Consider the following 23,035-nt stretch of genomic DNA (forward strand, 5'->3'; position numbering starts at 1 on the left):
ATGTCCACACCCACCAACGATCCCGCGATCATCGCGGAGGACCTCATCCTCCTCGATGCGGACCTCGGCGAATCCAAGGATGCAGTCATCTCTCGGCTGTCGGAGATCCTCGCCGGAGCGGGCCGAGCCACCGACGCGGCACCGCTGCGCGACGCCGCTCTCGCTCGTGAGGCCCAGTCCGCCACCGGACTGCCCGGCGGGATCGCCATTCCGCACTGCCGCGCCGATGCGGTCACTGCAGCATCGCTCGGATTCGCCCGATTGAACCCGAAAGTCGATTTCGGCGCCCCCGACGGCCCTGCAGATCTCGTGTTTCTTATCGCTGCTCCCGCAGGTGCAGGGTCGGCGCACATGAAGCTGCTCTCCAGCTTGGCGCGCGCGCTCGTCAAGCCCGAGTTCGTCACCTCGCTGCGCAACGCGCCGACGGCAGCTGACGTCGTCGCGCTGGTCGACGGTGTCATCAATCCAGCAGCGAAGTCCGCCGGCAAGCCGGCAGCACCCGCTGCTGCAGCGACGACGCCTGCAGCTGCTGCGACCGCAACGCCTCCGGTGTCGGAGCGACCGAAACACATCGTCGCCGTCACGGCCTGCCCCACCGGCATCGCCCACACCTACATGGCCGCCGATTCTCTCGTCGCAGCAGGCGACCGCGCAGGCGTCACGGTGCACGTCGAGACACAGGGATCGAGCGGTAGCACTCCGCTGGATCCGGCACTGATCGCCGGCGCCGAGGCTGTCATCTTCGCTACCGACGTCGGAGTGAAGGGCAAAGAGCGTTTCGCGGGCAAGCCGGTCATATCCTCTGGCGTCAAACGTGCCATCAACGAACCCGACGTCATGGTGACCGAGGCACTGCGCGCATCCAACGACCCGAACGCCGCACGCGTGTCGGGAACAGCCGCGGCGGCAGGTAGCAGCAGCACCACATCGGGCGAGCTGGGCTGGGGCACGCGCATCCGCCAGATTCTGCTGACGGGAGTCAGCTACATGATCCCGTTCGTCGCGGCCGGCGGTCTGTTGATCGCGCTCGGCTTCCTGCTCGGCGGCTACGAGATCTCCGGCGTTGCCGAAGACATCGTCGTCAACAACTCCATCACGTCTCTGCCGGACGGCGGATTGACCACCTATCTCGGTGCCGTGCTGTTCCAGATCGGTGCGCTGTCGTTCAGCTTCCTCGTTCCCGCTCTGGCCGGCTACATCTCCTACGCCATCGCCGACAGACCCGGCCTGGCACCAGGATTCACGGCAGGCGCGGTCGCAGTCCTCGTCGGTGCAGGATTCATCGGCGGACTCGTCGGTGGCCTCATCGCGGGCTTCGTTGCACTGTGGATCAGCAGGTGGAAGATTCCAACGGTTCTTCGTGGACTCATGCCCGTCGTCATCATCCCGCTGTTCGCGACGCTGATCGTCGGCGGAATCATGTTCCTCGTGCTCGGCAAGCCGCTTGCTGCCATCACAAGTGGACTGACCGACTGGCTCAACGGGCTCACCGGAAGCTCGATCATCATCCTCGGCATCATTCTCGGACTGATGATGTGCTTCGACCTCGGTGGACCGGTCAACAAGGCCGCATACGCATTCGCCACGGCCGGCCTGTCCGTCACCGACACCGCATCACTTCGCATCATGGCGGCGGTGATGGCCGCAGGAATGGTTCCCCCACTCGCGCTCGCCCTGGCATCGGCGGTTCGCCCCAAGATCTTCACCGAGGCGGAACGCGAGAACGGCAAGGCTGCATGGTTCCTCGGTGCCGCATTCATCTCCGAGGGCGCGATCCCGTTCGCCGCAGCGGACCCGTTGCGTGTCATCCCGTCGATGATGGCGGGTGGAGCTGTCACCGGCGCACTGATCATGGCCATGGACGTGACACTCAGTGCACCGCACGGTGGAATCTTCGTGTTCTTCGCCGTCGGCGGCATCCTGTGGTTCCTCCTCGCCCTCGCTGCGGGCACGGTCGTCTCGGCCGTCCTGGTCATCGGGGCAAAGCAGTTCGTCAAGGGCAAGAATGCACCGACCGAATCAGAGCTCGATCCCGATCTCGTCACCGCCTGACAGAAATCTCTCCCCACCCACCACGAAGGAGCTCGACATGCCCAGTACCACCGTCGCCGTCGGATCGTCGATCGGCCTCCACGCTCGCCCCGCTGCATTGATCGCCGAAGCGGTCGCCGACGCAGGCATCGACGTGACCCTTGCAGTCGACGGCGAAGAGCCGGTCGACGCCGGATCCGCGTTGATGATCATGACTCTCGGCGCCACCAAGGGAACCGAGGTGACCGTGGAAAGCGACGATCAGGCAACGCTGGACAAGATCGCGGCACTCGTCGCCGCAGATCTCGACGCCTGACACTGCCGCGCCTCACCTGCGGCGTGCAGTCCTGACACCGTAGGCAATCGAGAAGAGCACGAGAACGCCTGCGGCGGCCATCGCTCCGAGTGCCCATCGGGAATCCGATTCGGTCTCGGCGGTGGCCGCTGCGTCGTCCGCCGAGACCAAGTCGGTTGCGCCGCGCAGCCACAGGATCGGAGGCACTGCACCACCGGCCGCTTCCGATGCCACGAGCAGATTGCCTGCATCGTCGAACGCGACGGCCTCACCCTGGGGCTGCGCAGGCAGTGCGACGACGACCGCGTCGCCGGTCGACGACTCTGCAGTCGATGCTCCTGCAGCCAATGCTCCTGCAGCCAATGCTCCTGCGACGTCACCGTCGCGAACCGGGAAAAGATACACATCGTTGTACGTTCGAACTGCGGCGACCGAACCATCGGCACTGACAGCGCCTCCGGTGGCGAGGATCGATCCCGTGATGAACGGCGGACCGCCCACGGTGTCCGTGCGCTCGAACGACAGGTCCCCGACGTGTCGAAGCGGGGTGGGACCAGGTGATGCCAACTGATCGACGGTCTCGTCTCCGGCTGGAACATATACGCCGCTGATGCCGGTCGGTTCTTTCGACACGATCACAGGTCTGCCACCGGGTTCGATCAGGATCGTCTCCGCGTCGTGCGGGCCGTCCGGATAGACCAACCTGTGCAGCTCGCCCTCCCCCGACTGTGGGTCCATGCGCGTCAACGCGACCGTATCGCGCCTGCGCAGATTGTCGCCGGTGTCGGAGAGCCACAGTCGACCGCCGTGCGATCCGAGGTCCTCGACGTCGTACGGGTCCACCGGGACATCGAGCCACCGCGATACCGCACACGAGGAATCGAGCGCCGCCACACGGTGATCGGTGCCGCTGTCGCCGATACCGTAGAGGACCCCGCCCACCATGGTCAGACCGGACAGCTCTTCCAAGCCCGGATCCGTTGGCGTGCAGTATGTCTCGAACTGTTCCTGCCGGGTCTCTACCTGAGCGTTCGCGGCATGGGGCACGAGAATCGACACGCCGACCACGGCTGAGACGGCGAACCACCTCATCGAGTTCAGGCAGACGCCGGCTCGTACGCGAACTCCGTCAGGAGCGACGCCAGCGCGGTCGGAACTCTCGCCGCAACCCGTGTTCCGTCCGGTTCGTGCGAGGACATCGAGATCCGCCCCTCGGTGTGGATGCGAGCCACCAGGTCACCTCGGGTGTACGGAACGAGAACGTCGACCTGGGCCTCCGGCCAGGCGAGTATCTCGCCGAGGTGATCGCGAAGTTCGGCGATTCCCTCACCGGTGCGAGCGGAGACGAACCGTGCACCCGGCAGCAACCCGCGCAGTTGCGTCAGCTGGACCGGATCGGCGGCGTCGATCTTGTTCACGACGATGAGCTCGGGCGGCATCTTCGACTCGCGTTCCTTCACGACGTCCATGATGACCTCGCGCACGGCCTTGATCTGGTCGACCGGTAGCGGGTCGGAGCCGTCGACCACGTGCAGCAGAAGGTCGGCGTCGGTGACTTCTTCCAGCGTGGAGCGAAAGGCCTCGACGAGTTGGGTGGGAAGGTGGCGGACGAAACCGACCGTGTCTGTCAGCACGATCGCGCGCCCGTCCTCGAGCGTCGACTTGCGCGACGTCGGATCGAGTGTTGCGAACAGGGCATTCTGCACCAGCACCCCGGACCCGGTCAGCGCATTGAGCAGACTCGATTTGCCTGCGTTGGTGTAGCCGACGATCGCAATGGATGGAACAGTGCTCTCGAGACGCCGTTCACGCTTGGTGTCACGAGCCTGCTTCATCCCCTTGATCTCGCGCCGGAGTTTGGCCATCCGCTCACGAATGCGGCGACGGTCGGTCTCGATCTTCGTTTCACCGGGCCCACGCAGACCGACACCGCCGTTGCTTCCCGCACGACCACCGGCCTGCCTCGACATCGACTCACCCCAACCGCGGAGCCGAGGGAGCATGTACTCCATCTGCGCGAACGCGACCTGAGCCTTGCCCTCCCTCGACGTCGCGTGCTGAGCGAAGATGTCCAGGATCAGCGCCGTCCTGTCGATGACCTTGACCTTGACGACCTTCTCCAGCGCGTTGAGCTGCGCCGGGGTGAGCTCGCCGTCGCAGATCACGGTGTCGGCGCCGGTCGCGACGACGACATCGCGCAGTTCGTGTGCCTTGCCCGAGCCGATGTAGGTGGCGGAATCTGGCTTGTCGCGTCGCTGTACCAGTGCGTCGAGCACCTCAGATCCTGCCGTCTCGGCGAGAGCGGCCAGCTCGGACATGCTGCTTTCCGCCTGCGCTGCCGTGCCGTTGGTCCAGACACCGACCAGCACGACGCGTTCGAGGCGCAGCTGACGGTATTCGACCTCGGTGACATCGTCGAGTTCGGTAGACAGACCTGCGACTCTTCGCAGAGCCGTCCGTTCCTCGAGCTGCATGTCTCCGGACGACGGAGAATTCTCGTCGGTGGGTAGCGGGGACCTGGCGATGCGCCTCGACCAGGCTTCCGACTCCTGTGCCGTCCAGGAGGATCCGTCGGCAGGGTCGGTATCGGTGCGATGTGTGTTAGTCATACGCTGACCATGATCCACGAAAAGCCCAGCGCATGCACGTGAGTATTCAGCTCAACTCTTTCCACCACGCGTCGTCGATGTTTCCCTCGGCCACCAACACCGACGGTCCGCGCAGCGAAGCACCGGAATCGTCGATCGACACGGTCACCTCACCGCCGGGGACACTGACTACGACCTGACCGGAGTCGAGCCCTTCGTACGACAGCGCTGCGGCTGCCGCTGCGACTGTTCCGGTACCGCACGATCTGGTCTCGCCGACTCCGCGTTCGAACACACGCATGTCGACACGGCCGAACTGCAGACGTGTGACGATCTCGACATTGGCACCCTCGGTGAAGAAGTCGGTATCCAACACCGGCGCCGTGGACAGATCGAGATCGCGGAGCGAGACGATGTCGGCGGATGCGTCGACACACGCCAGGTGCGGATTTCCGACGTCGATGCCGATTCCGTCGTACGTGCGGCCACCGAGAGTCGCTGCACTGGCCCCCATCAGACGGACGTCACCCATGTCGACGCTGACGTCTGCCCGTGTCGCGTCGAACTTGTGCACGGTCACGGGCCGCGCTCCGGCTCGGGAGCCCACGACGAAACGATCTTCGATCTCCAACTCGTGCGCCCGTACGTAGTGCGCGAACACTCGGACACCGTTTCCGCACATCTCGGCGATCGTGCCGTCGCCGTTTCGGTAGTCCATGAACCAGTCCTCCGGTCCGACTCCCGCGGGCAGCCGGTCCAGAACCCCCGCGTCACGCAGTACACCCGCCCGAGCGACGCGCAGCACGCCGTCGGCACCGAGCCCCTGGCGCCGGTCGCACAGTGCGGCGACACGTGAGCGCAGGAGTTCGATCCGCGCGTCGGGATCGAACAGCACGACGAAGTCGTTCTGCGTTCCATGGCCCTTTGCGAATTGCATGACCGGAATTCTACGGCCGTGCCGGGCCTATTCGCCCAGCCAGGTCAGTGCCTGCTCCGTCGACCTCGCATCGGCACCGTCGAGCCAGTGCACCCGTGGGTCACGCCTGAACCAGGACCGCTGACGGCGAACGTAGCGTCTGGTCCCGATGAACGTCCGCTCCCGCGCATGGTCCAGATCACCGTCACCGGCCAGATGGTCCAGAACCTGGGCGTACCCGATCGCCCGTGCCGCGGTGACACCCTCGCGAAGGCCGATTGCGAGGAGTCCTTCCACCTCGTCGACCAGCCCGGCGTCGAACATCGAGTCGGTGCGCCGGGCGATTCGCTCGTCGAGCTGTGCGGTGTCGCGGTCGACACCGATGATTCGGGTGCCCCAACGTGGCTCGCCGATCTTCGGTGCGGACGCCGCGAACGGCAGGCCGGTGATCTCCACGACCTCGAGTGCGCGGACCATTCGCCGACCGTCGGTCGCGAGAATCGACGCAGCCGCCTCGGGGTCGCGCTCGAGCAGTGCCCGGTGCACGGCATCGGTCCCGCCCTCTGCGAGAACACGCTCCCACCGTGCACGCACTTCGGGATCAGTAGCTGGAAACGCCCATTCGTCGAGCAGCGACTGGACGTACATCATCGAACCACCGACGATGATCGGCACTTTCCCGCGAGCTGCGATGTCCTCCACGTCGGTAACGGCCGCTTCCTGGTAGTTGGCCACCGTTGCGATCTCGGTGACCTCCAGTACATCGAGTCGGTGGTGAACGATCCCGCGACGTTCCTGCACCGGCAGCTTCGCTGTCCCGATATCCATACCGCGGTACTGCTGCATCGCATCGATGTTGACGATTTCGCCGTCCAGCACCTCGGCAAGATCGAGTCCGAGATCCGACTTCCCCGTGGCAGTCGGTCCGATGACCGCGATCGGAGTGACAGAACTCACGCCACCGACTCCCATGTCCCGACGAAGTAGCCGACACCGAACGGCGAGCCCCGGTACAAAGTCCTCGGTACGACGGCCAATCCGTGGACGGCGCCTGCCAACGCCTGCCACGCGGGCACTCCCCCGACTCCGAGCTCTCGGCACACCTCGCGATCGAGTTGCGCCAGCGCGTGTACGTCCGCAGTGCCCAGTGCATCGTCGATGGCGTTCTGTTGGCCCGGCGCACGGTCGTCGAACGATCCGGGAGCCTTCGGCGTCAAGGTCGTCGCGCCGTCGGCCACGACGATCAGCCCCCAGTTCTCGCCACTGTCGTCCATACGCGCGCGCAGTTCACGGCCGAGGCGCTCGGACGCGTCGGGAGCAGTGTCCTCGGCGAGAATACGAGCCTCGACGACCGCATTCGTCGACGTCCGATCACGCAGCCACGCCGCGATCAACGCTGCGAGCGGCATCGACGCGTCGAGATCTCCGAAGCCTGCGCCGGAGTCCGAGCCGGGAGACAACCCGACCTCGACATCGACGCCGTATCCGCGAAAGTTCCCGCGGGTAGTCGGCGCGACGGTCTGTGCCCGCTCACCGACACCGAGTGCAATCCATCTGCTCGCAGACCGGCCGAGCACCGCTGCCGCTTCGAGTGCGGCGGCCCGGACCGCGTCCGCCTCCGATGCCCCACCTCCGGTCAACTGCGGAACCAGCAGGGGCGGGGACGGCACAAGGGCCACTGCGCGAAACACCGCTCCAACGCTAGTCGCTGATCACCGAACCGCTCGACACGGACGCATCAATCACGCGGCGGCGCCACGTGTCGGCGTATGACCTGTTTCAATGGTCCGATCGGTCGACACCGAGTTGAATGGTGTTCATCGGCACAACAGCGCGATAGAGGCAGCCGTGACGCGCGGCAGAGACGAGGAACAATGACCGATCCCAGTGGCACACCCAACCCCAGCAGCAGTGGCACCCCTGACAGCAGCGCACCCACTCCTGGAGGCCCGAAGCCAGGGGCACCGAAGCCAGGCGGGCCGAAGCCTGGAGCCCCGAGGCCCGGTGGGCCCAAGCCGGGCGGTTCGGGGGTGGCCAAACCCCATCCCGTCTCCTCGCACGTTGCCTCCGTGACCCCCACAGTTGCCCCTCCGAGCGACCCCAGCAAGTTCGGCCGGGTCGACGACGACGGCACCGCGTGGGTCCGGACAGCCGACGGCGAACGACAGATCGGTTCATGGCAGGCAGGCGACGCTGCCGAAGGGCTTGCACACTTCGGCCGCCGCTACGACGACCTGTCCACTGAGGTCGCACTGCTCGAGGCACGACTCACCGCAGGCGCCGGAGACGCGAAGAAGACCAGAACTGCCGCGCAGGCACTGTTGGAGTCCATACCCACCGCGGCGATCATCGGCGACATCGATGCATTGACCCGCCGACTGGAGGTGGTCGTCGAACACTCGGAGGCTGCCGCAGCCGTCGCAAAGCACGAGAAAGAGCTCGAACGGGCAGCCCACACGTCCCGTAAAGAAGAGCTGGCCGCCGAGGCAGAACAGATCGGCAGCGAATCGACGCAGTGGAAGCACGCGGGCGATCGCCTACGCGAGATTCTCGACGAGTGGAAGACCATCCGGGGCGTCGACCGCAAGGTCGACGACGCATTGTGGAAACGGTATTCCAAGGCCCGCGAGAATTTCAACCGTCGACGCGGTGCACACTTCGCCGACCTCGATCGCGAACGCGGCGCAGCGAAGACACGTAAGGAAGAGCTGGTCGAACAAGCGAAGGCGCTGTCGTCGTCGACGGATTGGGGCCCGACCGCAGCCGAATTCCGCGACCTCCTCGTCGAATGGAAGGCCGCAGGACGCGCGCCGCGGGACGCCGACGACGCACTCTGGAAGAACTTCAAGGCCGCGCAGGATGTCTTCTTCGCGGCGCGCAATGCCGCGGCGTCCGAACGCGACGCGGAGTTCGAGGCCAACGCCGTCGCCAAGGAGGAGCTTCTCGCCAAGTACGGCAACATCGACGCTACGGGCGACCTGGACGCCGCGCGTGCTGCGTTACGTGACCTGCAGGAGAAGTGGGATACCGCAGGCAAGGTTCCCCGCGAGAAGATGCACGATCTGGAAGGCAAGCTGCGAGCGATCGAGAAGTCCGTTCGCGATGCTGTCGACGCGCAGTGGCGACGCTCCGACCCGGAGGCCGTCGCGCGTGCAGCCCAGTTCCGTGAGCGAGTCGAACAGTTCGAGGAGCAGGCCGCCAAGGCTCAGGCCGCAGGCAAGGAGAAGGACGCCAAGCGTGCACTAGAGCAGGCGCAGCAGTGGCGTGAGTGGGCCGAGGCAGCAGAGGGCGCCGTCGGCGAGCTGTAGCCGGGCGCGAGAGAACCCGAGTCAGCGCTTGCGGTCGGTCGGACGCCCGAGAACGGGTCCGGCCCACTGCGAGTTCTGTTCGGCGTCCGATGCCGCTGCGCGCCGTCGTTCCTGCGCCTCCAGCTGTGCGGTGGTCTTGTTCCACACGGCCTTGAGCCAGTGGAAGGTCAACACGACCACCACTATCCATCCGATGATCAAGCCGATCCCGGGGCCGCCGCCCGTCTGATCCACCGGCAGCGTCTGGCGCGACCAGATCGACAGCATTCCGAACACGGATGCAACTGCAGAGCCGACCAGCGCAACCCAGGCCAGCGCCCAGATTCGCGTCACGAGTGCGAGCACCGACGCGATGACCGAGAACACGACGACGAACCACACGAATATCCGCGATGGCAGCGCGATCGACTCGGCGGTGGCCGAGCCTCCCCCGGACAACACGTCGAACCCGCTTGCTCCGCCGGCATGGGGCAGAGCGAGCGTCATCAGCAGCAACAACACCAGTACCGCGACGACGACCGCCCGGACTCCGGGGTCGATCTCGGCATCGATGCGGCGCTCGGCTGTGTCGTAATCGGGTGCGGCTCCCTCTTCGTTGCGATCGGGGCCTTCACGGTTGTCGGTCATACGCTGCATCCTGTCGATACGGGCATCGGAGCCGGGGCGCCGATGGTCGGCAGCCCCAGACCGACGCCGATGGGGGCCGTCTTGGGTAGTTCGCCTCGTTCGTACGCATCTCCAGCAGCGGTACGTCGATGAGACGACACGCCCCCGTCCGCGATCAGGTGATACGGCGCGGCGGCGCTGATGGTCGTGGTGACGACGTCCCCCGGACGGATTTCGTGAGCGTGGTGTTCTTCGGTTCGAAAGTGCACGAGACGGCCGTCGCGGGCGCGACCACTCTTTCGGTGCGTCGCAGCATTCTTGCGGCCCTCGCCGGTCGCGACGAGAAGCTCGACCTCGGTGCCGATCAGCTCGCGGTTCGCCTCGAGGACGATCTCCTCCTGCAGAGCGATGAGCCTGAGGTATCGCTCTTGAACGATGTCCTTCGGAACTTGATCGGGCATGTCCGCAGCAGGGGTACCGGGACGCTTGGAGTACTGGAATGTGTACGCATTGGTGAACCGTGCCCTGCGCATCACTTCCAGTGTCTGCTCGAAGTCCTCCTCGGTCTCACCGGGGAATCCGACGATGATGTCGGTGGTGATCGCAGCATGTGGCATGACTGCGCGCACTTTGTCGATGATCCCGAGGAACTTCGTCTGTCGGTAGGACCTGCGCATCGCTTTGAGTATGCGGTCGGAGCCGGACTGCAGGGGCATGTGCAGAGTCGGGCAGATGTTCGGTGTCGACGCCATCACCTCGATGACGTCGTCGGTGAACTCCGCGGGGTGCGGTGAGGTGAACCGCACTCGCTCGAGCCCCTCGATGTTTCCGCACGCCTTCAGCAGGGACGCGAACGCACCCCGGTCGCGAGGAAGCTCGGGATCGGCGAACGACGCGCCGTATGCGTTGACGTTCTGCCCCAGAAGAGTGACCTCGAGAACGCCCTGGTCGACGAGCGCCTGCACTTCGGCCAGTATGTCTTCGGGTCGTCGATCGATCTCTTTGCCGCGCAGCGCAGGAACGATGCAGAACGTGCACGTGTTGTTGCACCCGACCGAAATCGACACCCAGCCTGCATACGGGGACTCACGCTTTGCCGGCAACGTGGACGGAAACGCCTCGAGCGACTCGAGAATCTCGACCTGAGCTTCCTCGTTGTGCCGGGCACGTTCGAGCAGGACGGGCAACGATCCGATGTTGTGAGTGCCGAATACGACGTCGACCCAGGGAGCCTTCTTGACGACGGTGTCGCGGTCCTTCTGCGCAAGGCACCCGCCGACCGCGATCTGCATCCGTGGATTACGCGTCTTCGCCGGGCGCAACATACCGAGGTTGCCGTAGAGCTTGTTGTCGGCGTTCTCTCGAACCGCGCAGGTATTGAAGACCACGAGGTCTGCATCGACACCGGAATCGGCGGGCACGTAACCGGCTTCTTCGAGCAGACCGGCGAGTCGCTCGGAGTCGTGCACGTTCATCTGGCACCCGTGCGTGCGTACCTCGTAGCTGCGCACGGATTCGTCGAGACGTCGAGCGGTGTTCGGATGACTCGTTTCCACCCCTCCAGGGTACGGCCCCACAGGTAGGGTTCCCGCCGGGGATCGTCCGGCTTCCTGGGTCGATACCGACCGACAGTAAAGTTTCCATTACATAATTCCCATAGTCGGGTGAAAAGCGCTGTCTGCAAGCAAACTACGAATAGGGTTCTGCCCTATGACGCATGCCACCGACGCGCCGGCTCACGGTGCCCTTGCCGATCGACCCCCCATGATCTCCCTGAAATCGGTAGACAAGCATTTCGGTGATCTGCACGTTCTGAAGGACATCAACCTCGAGGTGCCCGCTGGGCAGGTCGTGATCGTTCTCGGCCCGTCCGGGTCGGGCAAGTCGACACTGTGCCGGACCATCAATCGCCTCGAACCGATCGACTCGGGATCCATCGAGGTCGACGGTTCCGTACTACCCGCCGAGGGGAAGGCGCTCGCTGCATTGCGCGCCGATGTCGGAATGGTCTTCCAGTCCTTCAACCTCTTTGCCCACAAGACGATTCTCGAGAACGTCATGCTCGCACCGCAGAAGGTGCGCAAGCTCAAGAAGGACGAGGTCCGCAAGACCGCAGACGCCCTGCTCGAGCGAGTGGGCATCGCCAACCAGGCCGACAAGTATCCGGCCCAGCTGTCGGGCGGTCAGCAGCAGCGTGTGGCCATCGCTCGCTCGCTCGCCATGAACCCCAAGGTGATGCTGTTCGACGAGCCGACCTCGGCTCTGGACCCCGAGATGGTCAACGAGGTCCTCGATGTCATGACCTCCTTGGCGAAGGAAGGCATGACGATGCTCGTCGTCACCCACGAGATGGGTTTCGCGCGTAAAGCGGGCGATCGGGTCATCTTCATGGCGGACGGAGCCGTCGTCGAGGACACCGATCCCGAGACCTTCTTCACATCGCCTGAATCGGACCGCGCCAAAGACTTCCTCGGCAAGATTCTCGGCCACTGACTCGGCCGTCACAGCTCGACACACCGTTCACACGAACCAACATGGAGGAACCACCAGTGAGAATCAATCGCTCGATCCGTATCGGCGTCGGAATCGCGGCCCTCGCCATCGTCGCAACCGCATGTGGCGGCGGCGAGGAAGCACGTAGCGTCTCGTCGAGCGCGGAGAACGGCAATCTCATCGTCGGAATCAAGTACGACCAGCCCGGTCTCGGGCTGCGGAACCCGGACGGGTCCTTCAGCGGATTCGACGTCGAGGTCGCCAAGTACGTCGCCGATCAACTCGGCGTACCCGCGGACAAGATCGAGTTCAAGGAAGCTCCGTCGGCTCAGCGCGAGACCCTGATCCAGAACGGCGAGGTCGACTACGTCGTCGCCACCTACTCGATCACCGACGCCCGCAAGGAGAAGGTCGGATTTGCCGGCCCGTATTTCGTTGCAGGTCAGTCACTTCTGGTGAAGGAAGACAACACCGAGATCACCGGACCCGACTCACTCACAGGCAAGAAGCTGTGCTCGGTCACCGGCTCCACGCCTGCACAGAACATCGCGGACAAATACCCCGATGTTCAGCTGCAGCCGTTCGACACGTACTCCGCCTGCGTCGAAGCTCTGCGTAACGGTGCCGTCGACGCCGTCACCACCGACGACATCATCCTCGCCGGTTACGCCGCCCAGTACCCGGGTGAACTCAAGGTCGTCGGCGAGCCGTTCACGACGGAGAACTACGGCATCGGCCTTGCCAAGGACGACACCGACGGTCGCAACAAGATCAACGACGCGATCGAGGAAATGGTGTCGAGCGGTGCATGGGAAGCTGCGTTCAACGAGACCGTGGGAGCCTCCGGCTACCCGCTGCCTGCCGAGCCGACAGTCGACCGCTACTGACGCGTTGCCTTTCGTCGGGCACATCCAGTGTTGTTGCCGGACACCGGATGTGCCCGACGCGGACGGCCCCACCAGCCGATAGGACACACCTACATTGAACCTACTGAGCAAGTACGGCGATCAACTCGTCGACGCGTTCATCATGACGATCAAGCTGACGGTTCTGTCCGCGATCGGCGCTCTGATTCTCGGGACGATCATTGCCGCGATGCGCGTGTCACCGATTCCGATCGCGCGAGCCATCGCCACCGTGTACATCACCATCTTTCGTAATACACCGCTGACTCTGATCATCCTGTTCACCTCGTTCGGTCTGTACCAGACGATGGGTGTCGCTCTCGCACCGGAGAATTCGCCTACGTTCCTGGTCGACAACAACGTCCGACTTGCCGTTCTCGGTCTGAGTGTCTACACGGCGTCCTTCGTCGCCGAGTCCCTGAGGTCGGGCATCAACACCGTCCCGGTCGGACAGGCCGAAGCAGGACGTTCACTCGGAATGACGTTCACCCAGAACATCACGATCGTCGTACTCCCCCAAGCGTTTCGCGCCGTCATCGGACCGCTGGGCAGCGTTCTGATCGCGCTGACGAAAAACACGACCATCGCGTCGGTCATCGGTGTCGCCGAGGCGTCGCTGCTGATGAAGACGATGATCGAGAACGAGGCCGCGATCTTCGTGGTCGGCGGGATCTTCGCACTCGGCTTCGTCATCCTGACTCTTCCGACCGGGCTTCTGTTCGGCTACCTCAGCAAGCGATTGGCGGTGAAGTGATGAGCAACGCCGTAGCAGTTCTCTACGACGTTCCCGGCCCCAAGGCCAAGGTGCGATACCGCATCCTGTCCGGAGTCGTACTCGTCGTGTCCCTTGCGATCGCCTACCTGATCTATCTGGCTCTCGATTCCAAAGGCCAGCTGACATCGGCGAAGTGGGAGCCTTTCGTCACCTCGACCACGTGGACGACCTATCTGCTGCCCGGCATCAAGGGCACCTTGATCGCTGCCGCATTGTCCATCGTGTTCGCCTTGATTCTCGGGGCTGTCCTCGGAATCGGCAGATTGTCCGATCACCGCTCGGTCCGGATCGTCAGCGGAATTTTCGTGGAACTCTTCCGTGCCGTACCTGTACTGATCCTGATGATCTTCCTGTACGCGGTCTACGCCGAATACGAGGTCTTCAAGGTCAAGTATCTGGCGTTGGCCGCGGTGGTGACCGGACTGACGTTGTACAACGGATCGGTCATCGCGGAAATCGTTCGAGCAGGCGTCAATTCATTACCGAAGGGGCAGACCGAGGCGGCATCGGCGCTCGGAATGCGCAAGGGCCAGGTCATGCGCATCGTGCTTCTGCCGCAGGCAGTGACCGCAATGCTCCCGGCGATCATCTCGCAGATGGTCGTGGCGTTGAAGGACTCCGCGCTCGGCTACGTCATCGGGTACGTGGAAGTCGTGCGCGCCGGCCAACAGGTCGGTGCGTTCTACGGCAACTACCTGCCGTCGCTCGTCATAGTCGCGATCATCATGATCATCATCAACTCGCTGCTGACCAAGCTCGCGACGGTGGTCGAAGGTCGAATGCGCCAGAAGAAGAAAAAGACCGGCGGTACCGTCGTTCCTGCACAGGACTTCGGTGGCGGTCCGGCGGGCGCTGCCTGAGTTCGGTCGGTACGGCAGGACCGAAAGAGACGAGGCCCGCAACACCATCGGTGTTACGGGCCTCGTTTCGTATCGACATGCACTCGATCAGGGTGGACGATCACCCGAATCGATCACCGTCGAAATCTTCGGTGTCTGCTTCGAACTGCTCGACGCCGAGCCGGTCCAGCTCTGCGTTCACCACTCCGAACGCCATACCCTGCGGATATCCGCGCCTTGCGAGCATTCCGACGAGCTTGCGGACTGCTCGGTCTCGGTCTGCGCGGGCATCGGGGTCATCAGGAGGCCGAAGAGTCAGTGTGCGGCACTTCTTTCGAACCAACTCGGTGGCGCGTGCGCGTTCGTCGTCGGCGTCGATCTGATCCAGCGCGCCGAGCGCGACCTCGTTGCTGACGCCCTTGGTCCGCAGCTCGCGGCTGAGTGCCTGTTTGCCTTTGCCCGAGTACGTGTGTCGCGAATGCACCCATTGCTCGGCGAAGGCTGCATCGTCGACCAGCTTCGCAGCTTCGAGACGAGCAAGAACGGCGTCGGCCACCTCGGAAGAGAAGCCCTTCTTGCTCAGACTCGTCTCGAGTTCGTGGCGGCTACGCGCACGGTCGGTCAGCAGCCGAAGGCAGACATCCTTCGCCTGCGATTCGGTGCCACCGCCTTCTGGAACTTTTCGCTGATCCACAGCGGCCTACCTACCGATCAGAACTCGACCGGGGCTGCCTTGTCGTCGGTCGCCGTCACGTCGGCACCGATCTGCAGCTTCTCCATGATCTTCTTTTCGATCTCGTCACGGATATCCGGGTTCTCCAGCATGAACTTACGGGCGTTCTCCTTGCCCTGTCCCAGCTGATCGCCTTCGTAGGTGAACCACGATCCGGACTTGCGGATGAAGCCGTGCTCGACACCCATGTCGATCAGCGAGCCCTCACGGCTGATGCCCTTGCCGTACAGGATGTCGAACTCGGCCTGCTTGAACGGCGGAGCAACCTTGTTCTTGACGACCTTGACGCGAGTACGGTTACCGACCGCTTCGGTTCCGTCTTTCAAGGTCTCGATACGACGGACGTCGAGGCGAACCGAGGAGTAGAACTTCAGCGCCTTACCACCGGTGGTGGTCTCCGGGGATCCGAACATGACGCCGATCTTCTCGCGCAGCTGGTTGATGAAGATCGCGGTGGTGCCCGAGTTGCTGAGAGCACCGGTCATCTTGCGCAGCGCCTGGCTCATCAGACGAGCCTGCAGACCGACGTGGCTGTCACCCATCTCGCCCTCGATCTCGGCACGCGGAACGAGCGCTGCCACCGAGTCGATGACCAGGATGTCGAGTGCGCCGGAACGGATCAGCATGTCTGCGATCTCCAGCGCCTGCTCACCGGTGTCCGGCTGCGAGACCAACAGTGCGTCGGTGTCGACTCCGAGCTTTGCCGCGTAGTCGGGATCGAGAGCGTGCTCTGCGTCGATGAACGCGGCGATTCCACCGTTGCGCTGTGCGTTGGCGACAGCGTGGAGTGCAACGGTCGTCTTACCCGAGGACTCAGGGCCGTAGATCTCGACGACGCGTCCACGCGGCAACCCACCGATGCCGAGTGCGATGTCCAGTGCGATCGAGCCGGTCGGGATGACAGCGATCGGCTGACGAACCTCGTCACCGAGGCGCATCACCGATCCCTTGCCGAAGTTCTTGTCGATCTGCGAGAGGGCGAGATCGAGCGCTTTGTCGCGATCGTATGCAGGCATCGTGATCTCCTTGTTTGGTCTGATTCAGCGTGTTGGCGGTAACGGTAGAGCGAGGTACCGACAAGAACCGCTCTTCGGTCGTTCCGCGGGCTCCACGCTTACGTCAGACCGTTGTACAACCGAATGACACAAGCATAGGGGAACACCTGTTCGATTGCGCGCAGCGGCCAGGCGACACGCCGAAGTTTTTCACCACCGCGTGCGGGGAACGTCGAATTCGCTGCACAGCGCACGCCAGACATCGCGCGGATCGACTCCGGCTTCGATGGCCTCGGCACCGGTCTGCCCGTTCAAGCTGTGAATGACGTGGTCTACGAGGATCGAATCTCCTCGCATCTGCCCGAATTCTTCCGACAACAACTCACGAAACTCGGTCAGGCGCACACCTCAACCGTAACCGATTTCGGATCGGCCGAGCACGCGGCGGCACACCGCCACCGGGTCTTCGACGTCGCCTGCGCCGGCGGCGGCCTCGCCTGCTGCACGCTCGAATGTCGAATCACCCAGCACACGCTGTACGGCGTCGCCGATCGCGTCGGCGCTCGGCGGACGGACGATCAGCGCGCTGCCTTGCCTGGCCGCTCGGTTGGCCAACTCCCACTGATCTCCGCCGCCGGGGATCGCGACGACGGGAACACCGTGGATGAGCGACTTCGCCAGCAGACCGTGCCCGCCTCCGCAGACGACGGCATCGGCCTGGCGCAGCAGGTCGTCCTGGCGACCGAGACCTGCCCGCACCCAGCTCGGCAGATCGGCAGGCGGGTCGTCGAGCATGGATGCGACAACCCGAACCCCGTGTCCTGCGAGCCCCTCCACCGTTGCTTCGAGCATCCCCTGTGCGCCGGTGAATGCTGTCGACGGCGCCACCATCACGATCGGATCGGAACCTGGCGGAACCTCGAGTGTGGAGGTGGTCGGCTCCCACAGGAGCGGTCCGACGATGTGCGCTTCGGACGGCCAATCCGGTCGCGGTACCTCGAGCGCGGGAATCGTGGCGATCAGACGCGCGGCGGGGCCGGGGTCCTCGGATGGCAGCCCGACGCTTCGCCTGGCTACTCCACGTTGGGCCTTGCCCTGGGCGATGGATCGCCCGGTGGCCTTGCGCATCAGCGTGTCCCGCAGTCTGCCTCGCACGCCGACCCCTGGTGCGAGACCGCTTCCGATGGGAGGCAGCCCTTTCGACGGCGCATACAACGGGTGTGGCGACAGTTCGACCCACGTGATCCCGAGCCGCTCCGCGGCAAGGCCTCCACCTGCAGTCAGGATGTCGGACACCACCAGATCGGCGCCCACCTCGTCCAGGTCGGGGAAGAGTTCGGTGGAGATGAACGCCGCGCGCGAGTGGATACGCTGGCCCGCGTCCATGTCGTCGTCCTGCGGTCGAGGTGCGAGCCCCTTGAGCAGCCGCGTGTCGATTCCCACGCGTCGCCCGGCGTCGATCCATCGCCTGCCGGTGAACAGCACCGCTTCGTCTCCTGCTGCAAGGAATCTCAGGCACAACGCGATCGCCGGAAACGCATGCCCTGGATCCGGCCCCGCCACCACCGCTACTCGCACGCGCCCAGCGTGCCACATGACCGAGCGATGCTATGGCTGCGCGGTGAGAATTCGCGTCGCGGCGTCCACCGCTCGCTCACGGTCCGATTCGACCAGTCCGATTCGAGTGCGCCGGTCGAGTAGATCGGCTACCGAGCGTGCGCCTTCGTACCGCACCGAGAACTCGAACTCGGCCGGGCATACATCGATTCCATCGCCGATCGGCGCGAGACCGTTCGGCATCCCGTCGGCGAGCGCGACCACCAACGCTGCCTCCGACCCGTACCGACGGGCGAGCGTCGAGGACGCAGAGACCGCAAACCCGGGCGGTAACGCGCCGACGAGCGGAATCGACGCCGTTATGCACGGGCCCGCGACTTGTCCCGTCGCCGCGACCGCGGTGTCGACGGCGTCCTGTGCCATTCGCCGATACGTCGTGAGCTTGCCGCCGACGACCCCGATCGGTCCGGTTCCGTCGTCGAGAACGGCGTGACGACGGGAGACGTCGGCGGTCACGCCGCTGCCCGAATCGAGAAGCGGCCGGAGTCCGGCGAAGGCCCCGACGACATCGGACAGCGTAGGCGCCGGATCGACCGCGGTGCCGAGAACATCGAGCAAGAACTCGATCTCGGGGTCCGTTGCCCGCGGTACATCGGGAATCGGGCCGTCGGCAGCTTCGTCGGTAAGTCCGACATATACGCGCCCCAGCGGCGCCGGCAGCGCGAACACGAACCGATTACGTTCTCCCGGAATCGGAATGGTGAGCGAGCAACTCAGGCCACCGAACGTCGATGCGTCGAAGACGAGATGAGTGCCTCGACTGGGACGCAGAGTGATGCGTGGATCGACCTCACCTGCCCAGACTCCTGCTGCATTGATCACCACACGTGCTCGAACGTCGGTGGTGGAGCCCGTGACGACGTCGGTGAGGGTCGCCGAGGTGCGGTCCGCCTTCGACACCGATACTCCGGTCAGAATCTTCGCGCCGTACAACGCGGCAGTCCTGGCTACCGCGACCACGAGCCGCGCGTCGTCGACGAGTTGCCCGTCCCAGGCCATCAGTCCTCCGCGCAGCCCGGCCCTGCGCACGGTGGGAGCTTCGGAGATCACGGCGGCAGGATCGATCGTCCGTGAGTTCGGGAGCACCGACGACGGCGTACCCGTCGCACGCCGAAGTGCGTCACCGGCGAGGAATCCGGCGCGCACGAGCGCACTGTTCGAACGCGGCATGCCGCGAACGAGTGGAACGACCTGCGGGAGCGGTTTCACCAGATGCGGCGCAGTCCGAGTCATCAGGATTCCGCGCTCGACGGCGCTCTCGTGCGCGATCGCAACATTCCCCGAAGCGAGATAGCGAAGCCCTCCGTGGACGAGCTTGGAGCTCCACCTACTCGTTCCGAAAGCGAGGTCGTGCTTCTCGACCAATGCCACCCGCAGCCCGCGCGATGCTGCGTCCAGCGCGATTCCCGTACCGGTTATTCCTCCACCGACAACGAGGACGTCCACTGTCTCGCCGTCGAACAGTGCGCCGAGTTCACGCCGACGGCGGTCGCCGTTCAGCGCCGAACTCGCTGACACATCCACTAGAGCCGGGGTCTCAGATACACATCGACGGCGTAGACGAGTTCTGCGACCAGATCGTCCCCCGAAATTCTGCTGCTCACCATCTCCGCGGATTGCACCGCCGATTGAACCATCAGCAGCAGGACCGTGGCCACATGCACCGGCACACCGTCACGAATGGACGAATCACGTTGACCCCGTTCGATTATCGGGACAAGTGCGTCGATGATGAGAGACTGACTCGTACCGAGCCGATGCAGGATGTACGTCGCCAGGATGTCGGGGTCGGAACGAAGTATCTTGACGAACAGCGGGTGAAGTCGAATGCCGTCGGCGACCACCGATACTGCCGACGAGATCTGCTCCCGCGCAGAAGCATCTTGATCGAACGACGGCATGACGGAGCCGATTTCGCGGGTGAGAAGACTCGATACCACCGCCCGCGTGTCGGCCCACCGCCGATAGACAGTGGGGCGAGAGACCTTGGCGCGGCGCGCGATCTCCGCCAGTGTCGTTCGGCGGACGCCATATTCGAGGATGCATGATCTCGCAGCGTCGAGAACCTGGTCATCGACCGATTGCGACGCCGCGGAAGTAGAAGTGACGTCCTCGACGACGGACGGCTCTGCCACCAGTACACCCCGTTCACAACTTTACGAACATCCGAGTTACAAACAACTATGTTGTGTAACACTATAGATCATGCCTGAACATACTCCGGTGGAGTTGCCCGCAGCGCGTCCGTCGATGATGGCATGGGACGCGTGGGGATCTCAGGAGAATCGGCGACCCTTGACCGCACACACCCGCTCGGTCCTCCGATCGATCTTGGGCATCACCGCTCAGGACGAACCGCCGAAGTCCGAACACGACGTTCGCCTACGGCCGAGCACTCTGACCGGGGACAGCATCCAGGCGCTCGCAACCATCGTCGGCGTCGATCACGTGACGACCGACGATGCGGTGCGCATCCTTCACCTGGGTGGCAAGAGCACCATCGACTTGCTTCGACGCCGAAACGACGAAGTTCACCAAGCCCCGGACGCCGTCGTGTTCCCGGCCGGTCGCACCGATATCGAGTCCTTGTTGGCCTTCTGCAGCGACAACTCGATCGCAGTGGTGCCGTTCGGTGGAGGCACCAGCGTCGTCGGCGGCCTCGATCCCGTACGCGAGTGGTTCGACGACGTGATCGCAGTGAGCCTGCGCCGGATGCGTGGGATGACAGATCTCGACACCGTGTCTCGGACGGCGACGTTCCAAGCAGGCGTCACCGGGCCCGAGGCCGAGGAAATGCTGGGTCGTCACGGTCTCACCCTCGGTCATTTCCCTCAGTCGTTCCAGTACGCCACGATCGGCGGATTCGCGGCCACGCGGTCCTCCGGCCAGGCTTCGGCCGGTTACGGGAGATTCGACGACATGGTCCAGGCGCTGACGGTGGTCACTCCCATCGGGACCGTCGAGCCGGGCCGCACGGCCCCCGCCTCCGCTGCAGGCCCCGACATCCGCCAGGTGTTCCTCGGCTCCGAGGGCACCCTCGGGATCGTCACCGACGTCACCGTCCGAGCCCGCGAGCTCCCGGAGACCACCACGTACCGCGCCTGGAGGTTCGACGACTTCGCGGCAGGTGCAGAGGCATTCCGCGTCCTGGCCGCAGTCTCGTCCCGCCCGACAGTGATGAGACTGTCGGACGAGACCGAGACCGGAATCAACGCCGCGATGTCGGAATCGTCGGTGGTGGACGCCTCGCACGGAGGATGTCTGGCCATCACGACATTCGACGGCTCAGCCGAGGACGTGGCGGCACGAATGTCGGTTGCGGAATCGATTCTGGTGCACGGAGGCGCGCACCCGGTCGACGAGGCTGCGGCCCGCGCGTGGGAACACGGACGTTTCGACGGTCCGTATCTACGCGACGCGCTGCTCGACGTCGGCGCATTGGCCGAGACTCTGGAAACAGCGACGAACTGGAGTCGGTTGACGCACGTCCGTTCTGCGGTGACGTCGGCGCTCACCGAATCACTTCGCGGCGCAGGGACTCCCCCGGTCGTTCTGTGCCATATCTCCCACGTGTACGAGACGGGTGCATCCCTGTACTTCACGGTGGTGTGCGCTGCCGCCGCGGACCCGATCACCCAATGGCGAGATGCGAAAGCTGCGGCAACCGATGCGATGATCGCCGCCGGAGCTACGCTGACGCATCACCATGCGGTGGGCCGCGATCACCGCGACTGGATGGTGCAGGAGATCGGTCCCGTGGGCGCAGCGGTACTACGGGCCATCAAATCGGCGGTCGATCCCGCAGGAGTACTCAATCCTGGCAAGCTGATCCCATGACTCGTTCGGTGACGGTACTGACCAACCCCACCGCGGGCAGTGGCCGCGCGCCGAGTATCGCCGCCGCAGCGACGGAGCGAATGAGGGAACGAGGACTCGAGGTCAATTCCATCGAGAGTCGAACCCCTGGAGAAGCTCTCGACGCAACCAAGCGGGTCGTCGGTTCGGGAACGGGCACGCTGGTCGTCGTCGGCGGCGACGGCATGGTCAATCTCGCGCTGCAAGCCGTCGCGACCACCGCCACTGCACTTGCAGTCGTGCCGGCAGGAACGGGCAACGACCTTGCCAGGGCACTCGGCGTTCCGCTCGACAGCCCCGTCGCGGCCGCGGACATCGTCGTGGACGACCGACGACGGACGATGGATCTGGGCCGCGCGGACAACCGATGGTTCGCCACGGTCCTCTCCAGCGGTTTCGACAGCCTCGTCACCGAGCGCGCCAATCGACTTCGGTGGCCACGCGGCCCGTTGCGATACAACCTGGCCATGCTGCTCGAGCTGGCCCGTCTACACCCGATCACCTATTCCATCGAACTCGACGACCGCACACTGGAATTGGATGCCACGCTCGTGACCGTCGGCAACGGACGCACCTACGGCGGCGGAATGGCCATCTGCCCCACCGCACGCGTCGACGACGGTCTGCTCGACGTCACCGTCGTGCGTGCCTGCTCCAGGACTCGGCTGGTCCGACTGTCGCCGACGCTCTACAAGGGGACGCACGTGCTGTTGCCGGAGGTGGACACCTACCGATCTCGTCGGGTGACCCTGTCCGCGCCCGGCGTGGCCGCCTATGCCGACGGCGAGAGATTCCGTGTGCTTCCGGTGCACCTCGAAGCCGTTCCCCGAGCGGTGAACGTCCTCGTCGGCGACCGGTTCTCCTCGGACGGAACCACTACAGCTTCGTGAGATCGCGGTTCTCTCCCGACGTGATCGCTTTGACGAGCCAGTAGAGGCCAAGCACGATCGCCGCGGCGACGGCCACCCAGAACAGGCCCTTGATCACAGCCCCGAGCACCGCGAACGCAATCCATACCAGGACGATGATCCCCAGAATCTTCCAGAACATATTTTCATTCCCTTCCTCGTGTCTCACTC

23 protein-coding genes are annotated in these 23,035 nt (G+C 64.5%); 9 read left to right on the plus strand and 14 right to left on the minus strand.

Going from position 1 to position 23,035, the window contains the following annotated elements; translation table 11 throughout:
• Both RY1_RS03255 and RY1_RS03260 read left to right on the plus strand, forming a co-directional pair.
• Positions 1-2,052, plus strand: coding sequence for a PTS fructose transporter subunit IIABC (locus tag RY1_RS03255; RefSeq protein ID WP_072802021.1), 2,052 nt, complete (start codon positions 1-3; stop codon positions 2,050-2,052).
• 37 nt (positions 2,053-2,089) lie between these two features.
• A complete protein-coding gene (locus RY1_RS03260; RefSeq protein ID WP_072802022.1) occupies positions 2,090-2,347 on the plus strand; it encodes an HPr family phosphocarrier protein in 258 nt (85 codons plus the stop codon).
• A 12-nt stretch (positions 2,348-2,359) separates the two neighbouring features.
• Here RY1_RS03260 and RY1_RS03265 read toward each other — a convergent pair whose 3' ends face one another.
• Genes RY1_RS03265 through RY1_RS03285 form a run of 5 tightly spaced genes read right to left on the minus strand, consistent with a single transcriptional unit; the run spans position 2,360 to position 7,521 of the window.
• Positions 2,360-3,418: a hypothetical protein gene (locus RY1_RS03265; protein ID WP_072802023.1), complete on the minus strand. Its 1,059-nt coding sequence runs from the start codon at positions 3,416-3,418 to the stop codon at positions 2,360-2,362.
• Positions 3,419-3,423: 5 nt separating this feature from the next.
• Complete coding sequence (hflX, locus tag RY1_RS03270; RefSeq protein WP_139279700.1) at positions 3,424-4,935, minus strand: GTPase HflX; 1,512 nt, start codon at positions 4,933-4,935, stop codon at positions 3,424-3,426.
• 46 nt (positions 4,936-4,981) lie between these two features.
• The gene (gene dapF / locus RY1_RS03275) at positions 4,982-5,851 is read right to left on the minus strand and encodes a diaminopimelate epimerase (protein WP_072802024.1); all 870 of its coding nucleotides are present in this window, start codon (positions 5,849-5,851) and stop codon (positions 4,982-4,984) included.
• 27 nt (positions 5,852-5,878) lie between these two features.
• The gene (miaA, locus tag RY1_RS03280; RefSeq protein WP_174565305.1) at positions 5,879-6,787 is read right to left on the minus strand and encodes a tRNA (adenosine(37)-N6)-dimethylallyltransferase MiaA; all 909 of its coding nucleotides are present in this window, start codon (positions 6,785-6,787) and stop codon (positions 5,879-5,881) included.
• Complete coding sequence (locus RY1_RS03285; protein ID WP_218019766.1) at positions 6,784-7,521, minus strand: class III extradiol ring-cleavage dioxygenase family protein; 738 nt, start codon at positions 7,519-7,521, stop codon at positions 6,784-6,786. Before RY1_RS03285 ends, miaA begins: the two co-directional genes overlap by 4 nt.
• 183 nt (positions 7,522-7,704) lie before the next feature.
• Here RY1_RS03285 and RY1_RS03290 point away from each other — a divergent pair, with 183 nt between their 5' ends.
• Positions 7,705-9,138, plus strand: coding sequence for a DUF349 domain-containing protein (locus RY1_RS03290; RefSeq protein WP_072802026.1), 1,434 nt, complete (start codon positions 7,705-7,707; stop codon positions 9,136-9,138).
• A gap of 21 nt (positions 9,139-9,159) precedes the next feature.
• Here RY1_RS03290 and RY1_RS03295 read toward each other — a convergent pair whose 3' ends face one another.
• Together RY1_RS03295 and miaB are read right to left on the minus strand one after the other, a co-directional pair.
• On the minus strand, positions 9,160-9,774 hold the full coding sequence (locus RY1_RS03295) for an Rv2732c family membrane protein (protein ID WP_174565306.1): 615 nt from the start codon (positions 9,772-9,774) through the stop codon (positions 9,160-9,162).
• Positions 9,762-11,300 carry a tRNA (N6-isopentenyl adenosine(37)-C2)-methylthiotransferase MiaB gene (gene miaB / locus RY1_RS03300; protein WP_072802028.1) on the minus strand — a complete coding sequence of 513 codons (1,539 nt, stop codon included), beginning with the start codon at positions 11,298-11,300 and terminating at the stop codon, positions 9,762-9,764. Before miaB ends, RY1_RS03295 begins: the two co-directional genes overlap by 13 nt.
• A 208-nt stretch (positions 11,301-11,508) precedes the next feature.
• Here miaB and RY1_RS03305 point away from each other — a divergent pair, with 208 nt between their 5' ends.
• From RY1_RS03305 to RY1_RS03320, 4 genes are all read left to right on the plus strand, one after another.
• Positions 11,509-12,237 (plus strand): amino acid ABC transporter ATP-binding protein, encoded by a 729-nt coding sequence (locus RY1_RS03305; protein WP_174565325.1) that lies wholly within the window; start codon positions 11,509-11,511, stop codon positions 12,235-12,237.
• Between the two features lie 56 nt (positions 12,238-12,293).
• Positions 12,294-13,124, plus strand: a complete 831-nt coding sequence (locus RY1_RS03310) for a glutamate ABC transporter substrate-binding protein (RefSeq protein ID WP_072802298.1) — start codon at positions 12,294-12,296, stop codon at positions 13,122-13,124.
• A gap of 94 nt (positions 13,125-13,218) precedes the next feature.
• Positions 13,219-13,896 (plus strand): amino acid ABC transporter permease, encoded by a 678-nt coding sequence (locus RY1_RS03315; RefSeq protein ID WP_072802030.1) that lies wholly within the window; start codon positions 13,219-13,221, stop codon positions 13,894-13,896.
• The gene (locus RY1_RS03320) at positions 13,896-14,777 is read left to right on the plus strand and encodes an amino acid ABC transporter permease (RefSeq protein WP_072802031.1); all 882 of its coding nucleotides are present in this window, start codon (positions 13,896-13,898) and stop codon (positions 14,775-14,777) included. The genes RY1_RS03315 and RY1_RS03320 overlap by 1 nt, the downstream gene beginning before the upstream one ends.
• Before the next feature lie 100 nt (positions 14,778-14,877).
• Here RY1_RS03320 and RY1_RS03325 read toward each other — a convergent pair whose 3' ends face one another.
• The 6 genes from RY1_RS03325 to RY1_RS03350 all read right to left on the minus strand — a co-directional run bounded on the left by RY1_RS03325 (position 14,878) and on the right by RY1_RS03350 (position 20,236).
• Positions 14,878-15,450 carry a regulatory protein RecX gene (locus RY1_RS03325; RefSeq protein ID WP_072802032.1) on the minus strand — a complete coding sequence of 191 codons (573 nt, stop codon included), beginning with the start codon at positions 15,448-15,450 and terminating at the stop codon, positions 14,878-14,880.
• Positions 15,451-15,467: 17 nt separating this feature from the next.
• Positions 15,468-16,505 (minus strand): recombinase RecA, encoded by a 1,038-nt coding sequence (gene recA / locus RY1_RS03330; RefSeq protein WP_072802033.1) that lies wholly within the window; start codon positions 16,503-16,505, stop codon positions 15,468-15,470.
• A gap of 189 nt (positions 16,506-16,694) precedes the next feature.
• Complete coding sequence (locus tag RY1_RS03335; RefSeq protein ID WP_072802034.1) at positions 16,695-16,889, minus strand: DUF3046 domain-containing protein; 195 nt, start codon at positions 16,887-16,889, stop codon at positions 16,695-16,697.
• A 3-nt stretch (positions 16,890-16,892) separates the two neighbouring features.
• Positions 16,893-18,062, minus strand: a complete 1,170-nt coding sequence (locus tag RY1_RS03340; protein ID WP_174565307.1) for a glycosyltransferase — start codon at positions 18,060-18,062, stop codon at positions 16,893-16,895.
• Between the two features lie 30 nt (positions 18,063-18,092).
• Positions 18,093-19,625: a glycerol-3-phosphate dehydrogenase/oxidase gene (locus RY1_RS03345; RefSeq protein ID WP_072802035.1), complete on the minus strand. Its 1,533-nt coding sequence runs from the start codon at positions 19,623-19,625 to the stop codon at positions 18,093-18,095.
• A complete protein-coding gene (locus tag RY1_RS03350; RefSeq protein ID WP_072802036.1) occupies positions 19,625-20,236 on the minus strand; it encodes a TetR/AcrR family transcriptional regulator in 612 nt (203 codons plus the stop codon). Before RY1_RS03350 ends, RY1_RS03345 begins: the two co-directional genes overlap by 1 nt.
• Positions 20,237-20,354: 118 nt before the next feature.
• Between RY1_RS03350 and RY1_RS03355 the strand changes: the two genes are divergently transcribed.
• The gene (locus RY1_RS03355) at positions 20,355-21,938 is read left to right on the plus strand and encodes an FAD-binding oxidoreductase (protein ID WP_072802037.1); all 1,584 of its coding nucleotides are present in this window, start codon (positions 20,355-20,357) and stop codon (positions 21,936-21,938) included.
• On the plus strand, positions 21,935-22,846 hold the full coding sequence (locus tag RY1_RS03360) for a diacylglycerol kinase (RefSeq protein WP_072802038.1): 912 nt from the start codon (positions 21,935-21,937) through the stop codon (positions 22,844-22,846). The genes RY1_RS03355 and RY1_RS03360 overlap by 4 nt, the downstream gene beginning before the upstream one ends.
• Here the strand turns inward: RY1_RS03360 and RY1_RS30045 are convergent.
• Complete coding sequence (locus RY1_RS30045) at positions 22,833-23,006, minus strand: hypothetical protein (protein ID WP_169914549.1); 174 nt, start codon at positions 23,004-23,006, stop codon at positions 22,833-22,835. The two genes, RY1_RS03360 and RY1_RS30045, sit on opposite strands and share 14 nt — an antisense overlap.
• Positions 23,007-23,035: the final 29 nt, after the last annotated feature.

The organism is Rhodococcus yunnanensis NBRC 103083 (assembly GCF_001895005.1).
In the GTDB taxonomy this organism is placed as follows: domain Bacteria; phylum Actinomycetota; class Actinomycetes; order Mycobacteriales; family Mycobacteriaceae; genus Rhodococcoides; species Rhodococcoides yunnanense.

Coding starts and splice junctions, on each gene's coding strand:
- RY1_RS03255 (WP_072802021.1), top strand. CDS start 1: ATGTCCACACCCACCAACGATCCCGCGATCATCGCGGAGGACCTCATC.
- RY1_RS30045 (WP_169914549.1), bottom strand. CDS start 23,006: ATGTTCTGGAAGATTCTGGGGATCATCGTCCTGGTATGGATTGCGTTC.
- RY1_RS03305 (WP_174565325.1), top strand. CDS start 11,509: ATGATCTCCCTGAAATCGGTAGACAAGCATTTCGGTGATCTGCACGTT.
- RY1_RS03295 (WP_174565306.1), bottom strand. CDS start 9,774: ATGCAGCGTATGACCGACAACCGTGAAGGCCCCGATCGCAACGAAGAG.
- RY1_RS03260 (WP_072802022.1), top strand. CDS start 2,090: ATGCCCAGTACCACCGTCGCCGTCGGATCGTCGATCGGCCTCCACGCT.
- RY1_RS03360 (WP_072802038.1), top strand. CDS start 21,935: ATGACTCGTTCGGTGACGGTACTGACCAACCCCACCGCGGGCAGTGGC.
- RY1_RS03265 (WP_072802023.1), bottom strand. CDS start 3,418: ATGAGGTGGTTCGCCGTCTCAGCCGTGGTCGGCGTGTCGATTCTCGTG.
- RY1_RS03320 (WP_072802031.1), top strand. CDS start 13,896: ATGAGCAACGCCGTAGCAGTTCTCTACGACGTTCCCGGCCCCAAGGCC.
- recA (WP_072802033.1), bottom strand. CDS start 16,505: ATGCCTGCATACGATCGCGACAAAGCGCTCGATCTCGCCCTCTCGCAG.
- RY1_RS03290 (WP_072802026.1), top strand. CDS start 7,705: ATGACCGATCCCAGTGGCACACCCAACCCCAGCAGCAGTGGCACCCCT.
- RY1_RS03355 (WP_072802037.1), top strand. CDS start 20,355: ATGGCATGGGACGCGTGGGGATCTCAGGAGAATCGGCGACCCTTGACC.
- hflX (WP_139279700.1), bottom strand. CDS start 4,935: ATGACTAACACACATCGCACCGATACCGACCCTGCCGACGGATCCTCC.
- dapF (WP_072802024.1), bottom strand. CDS start 5,851: ATGCAATTCGCAAAGGGCCATGGAACGCAGAACGACTTCGTCGTGCTG.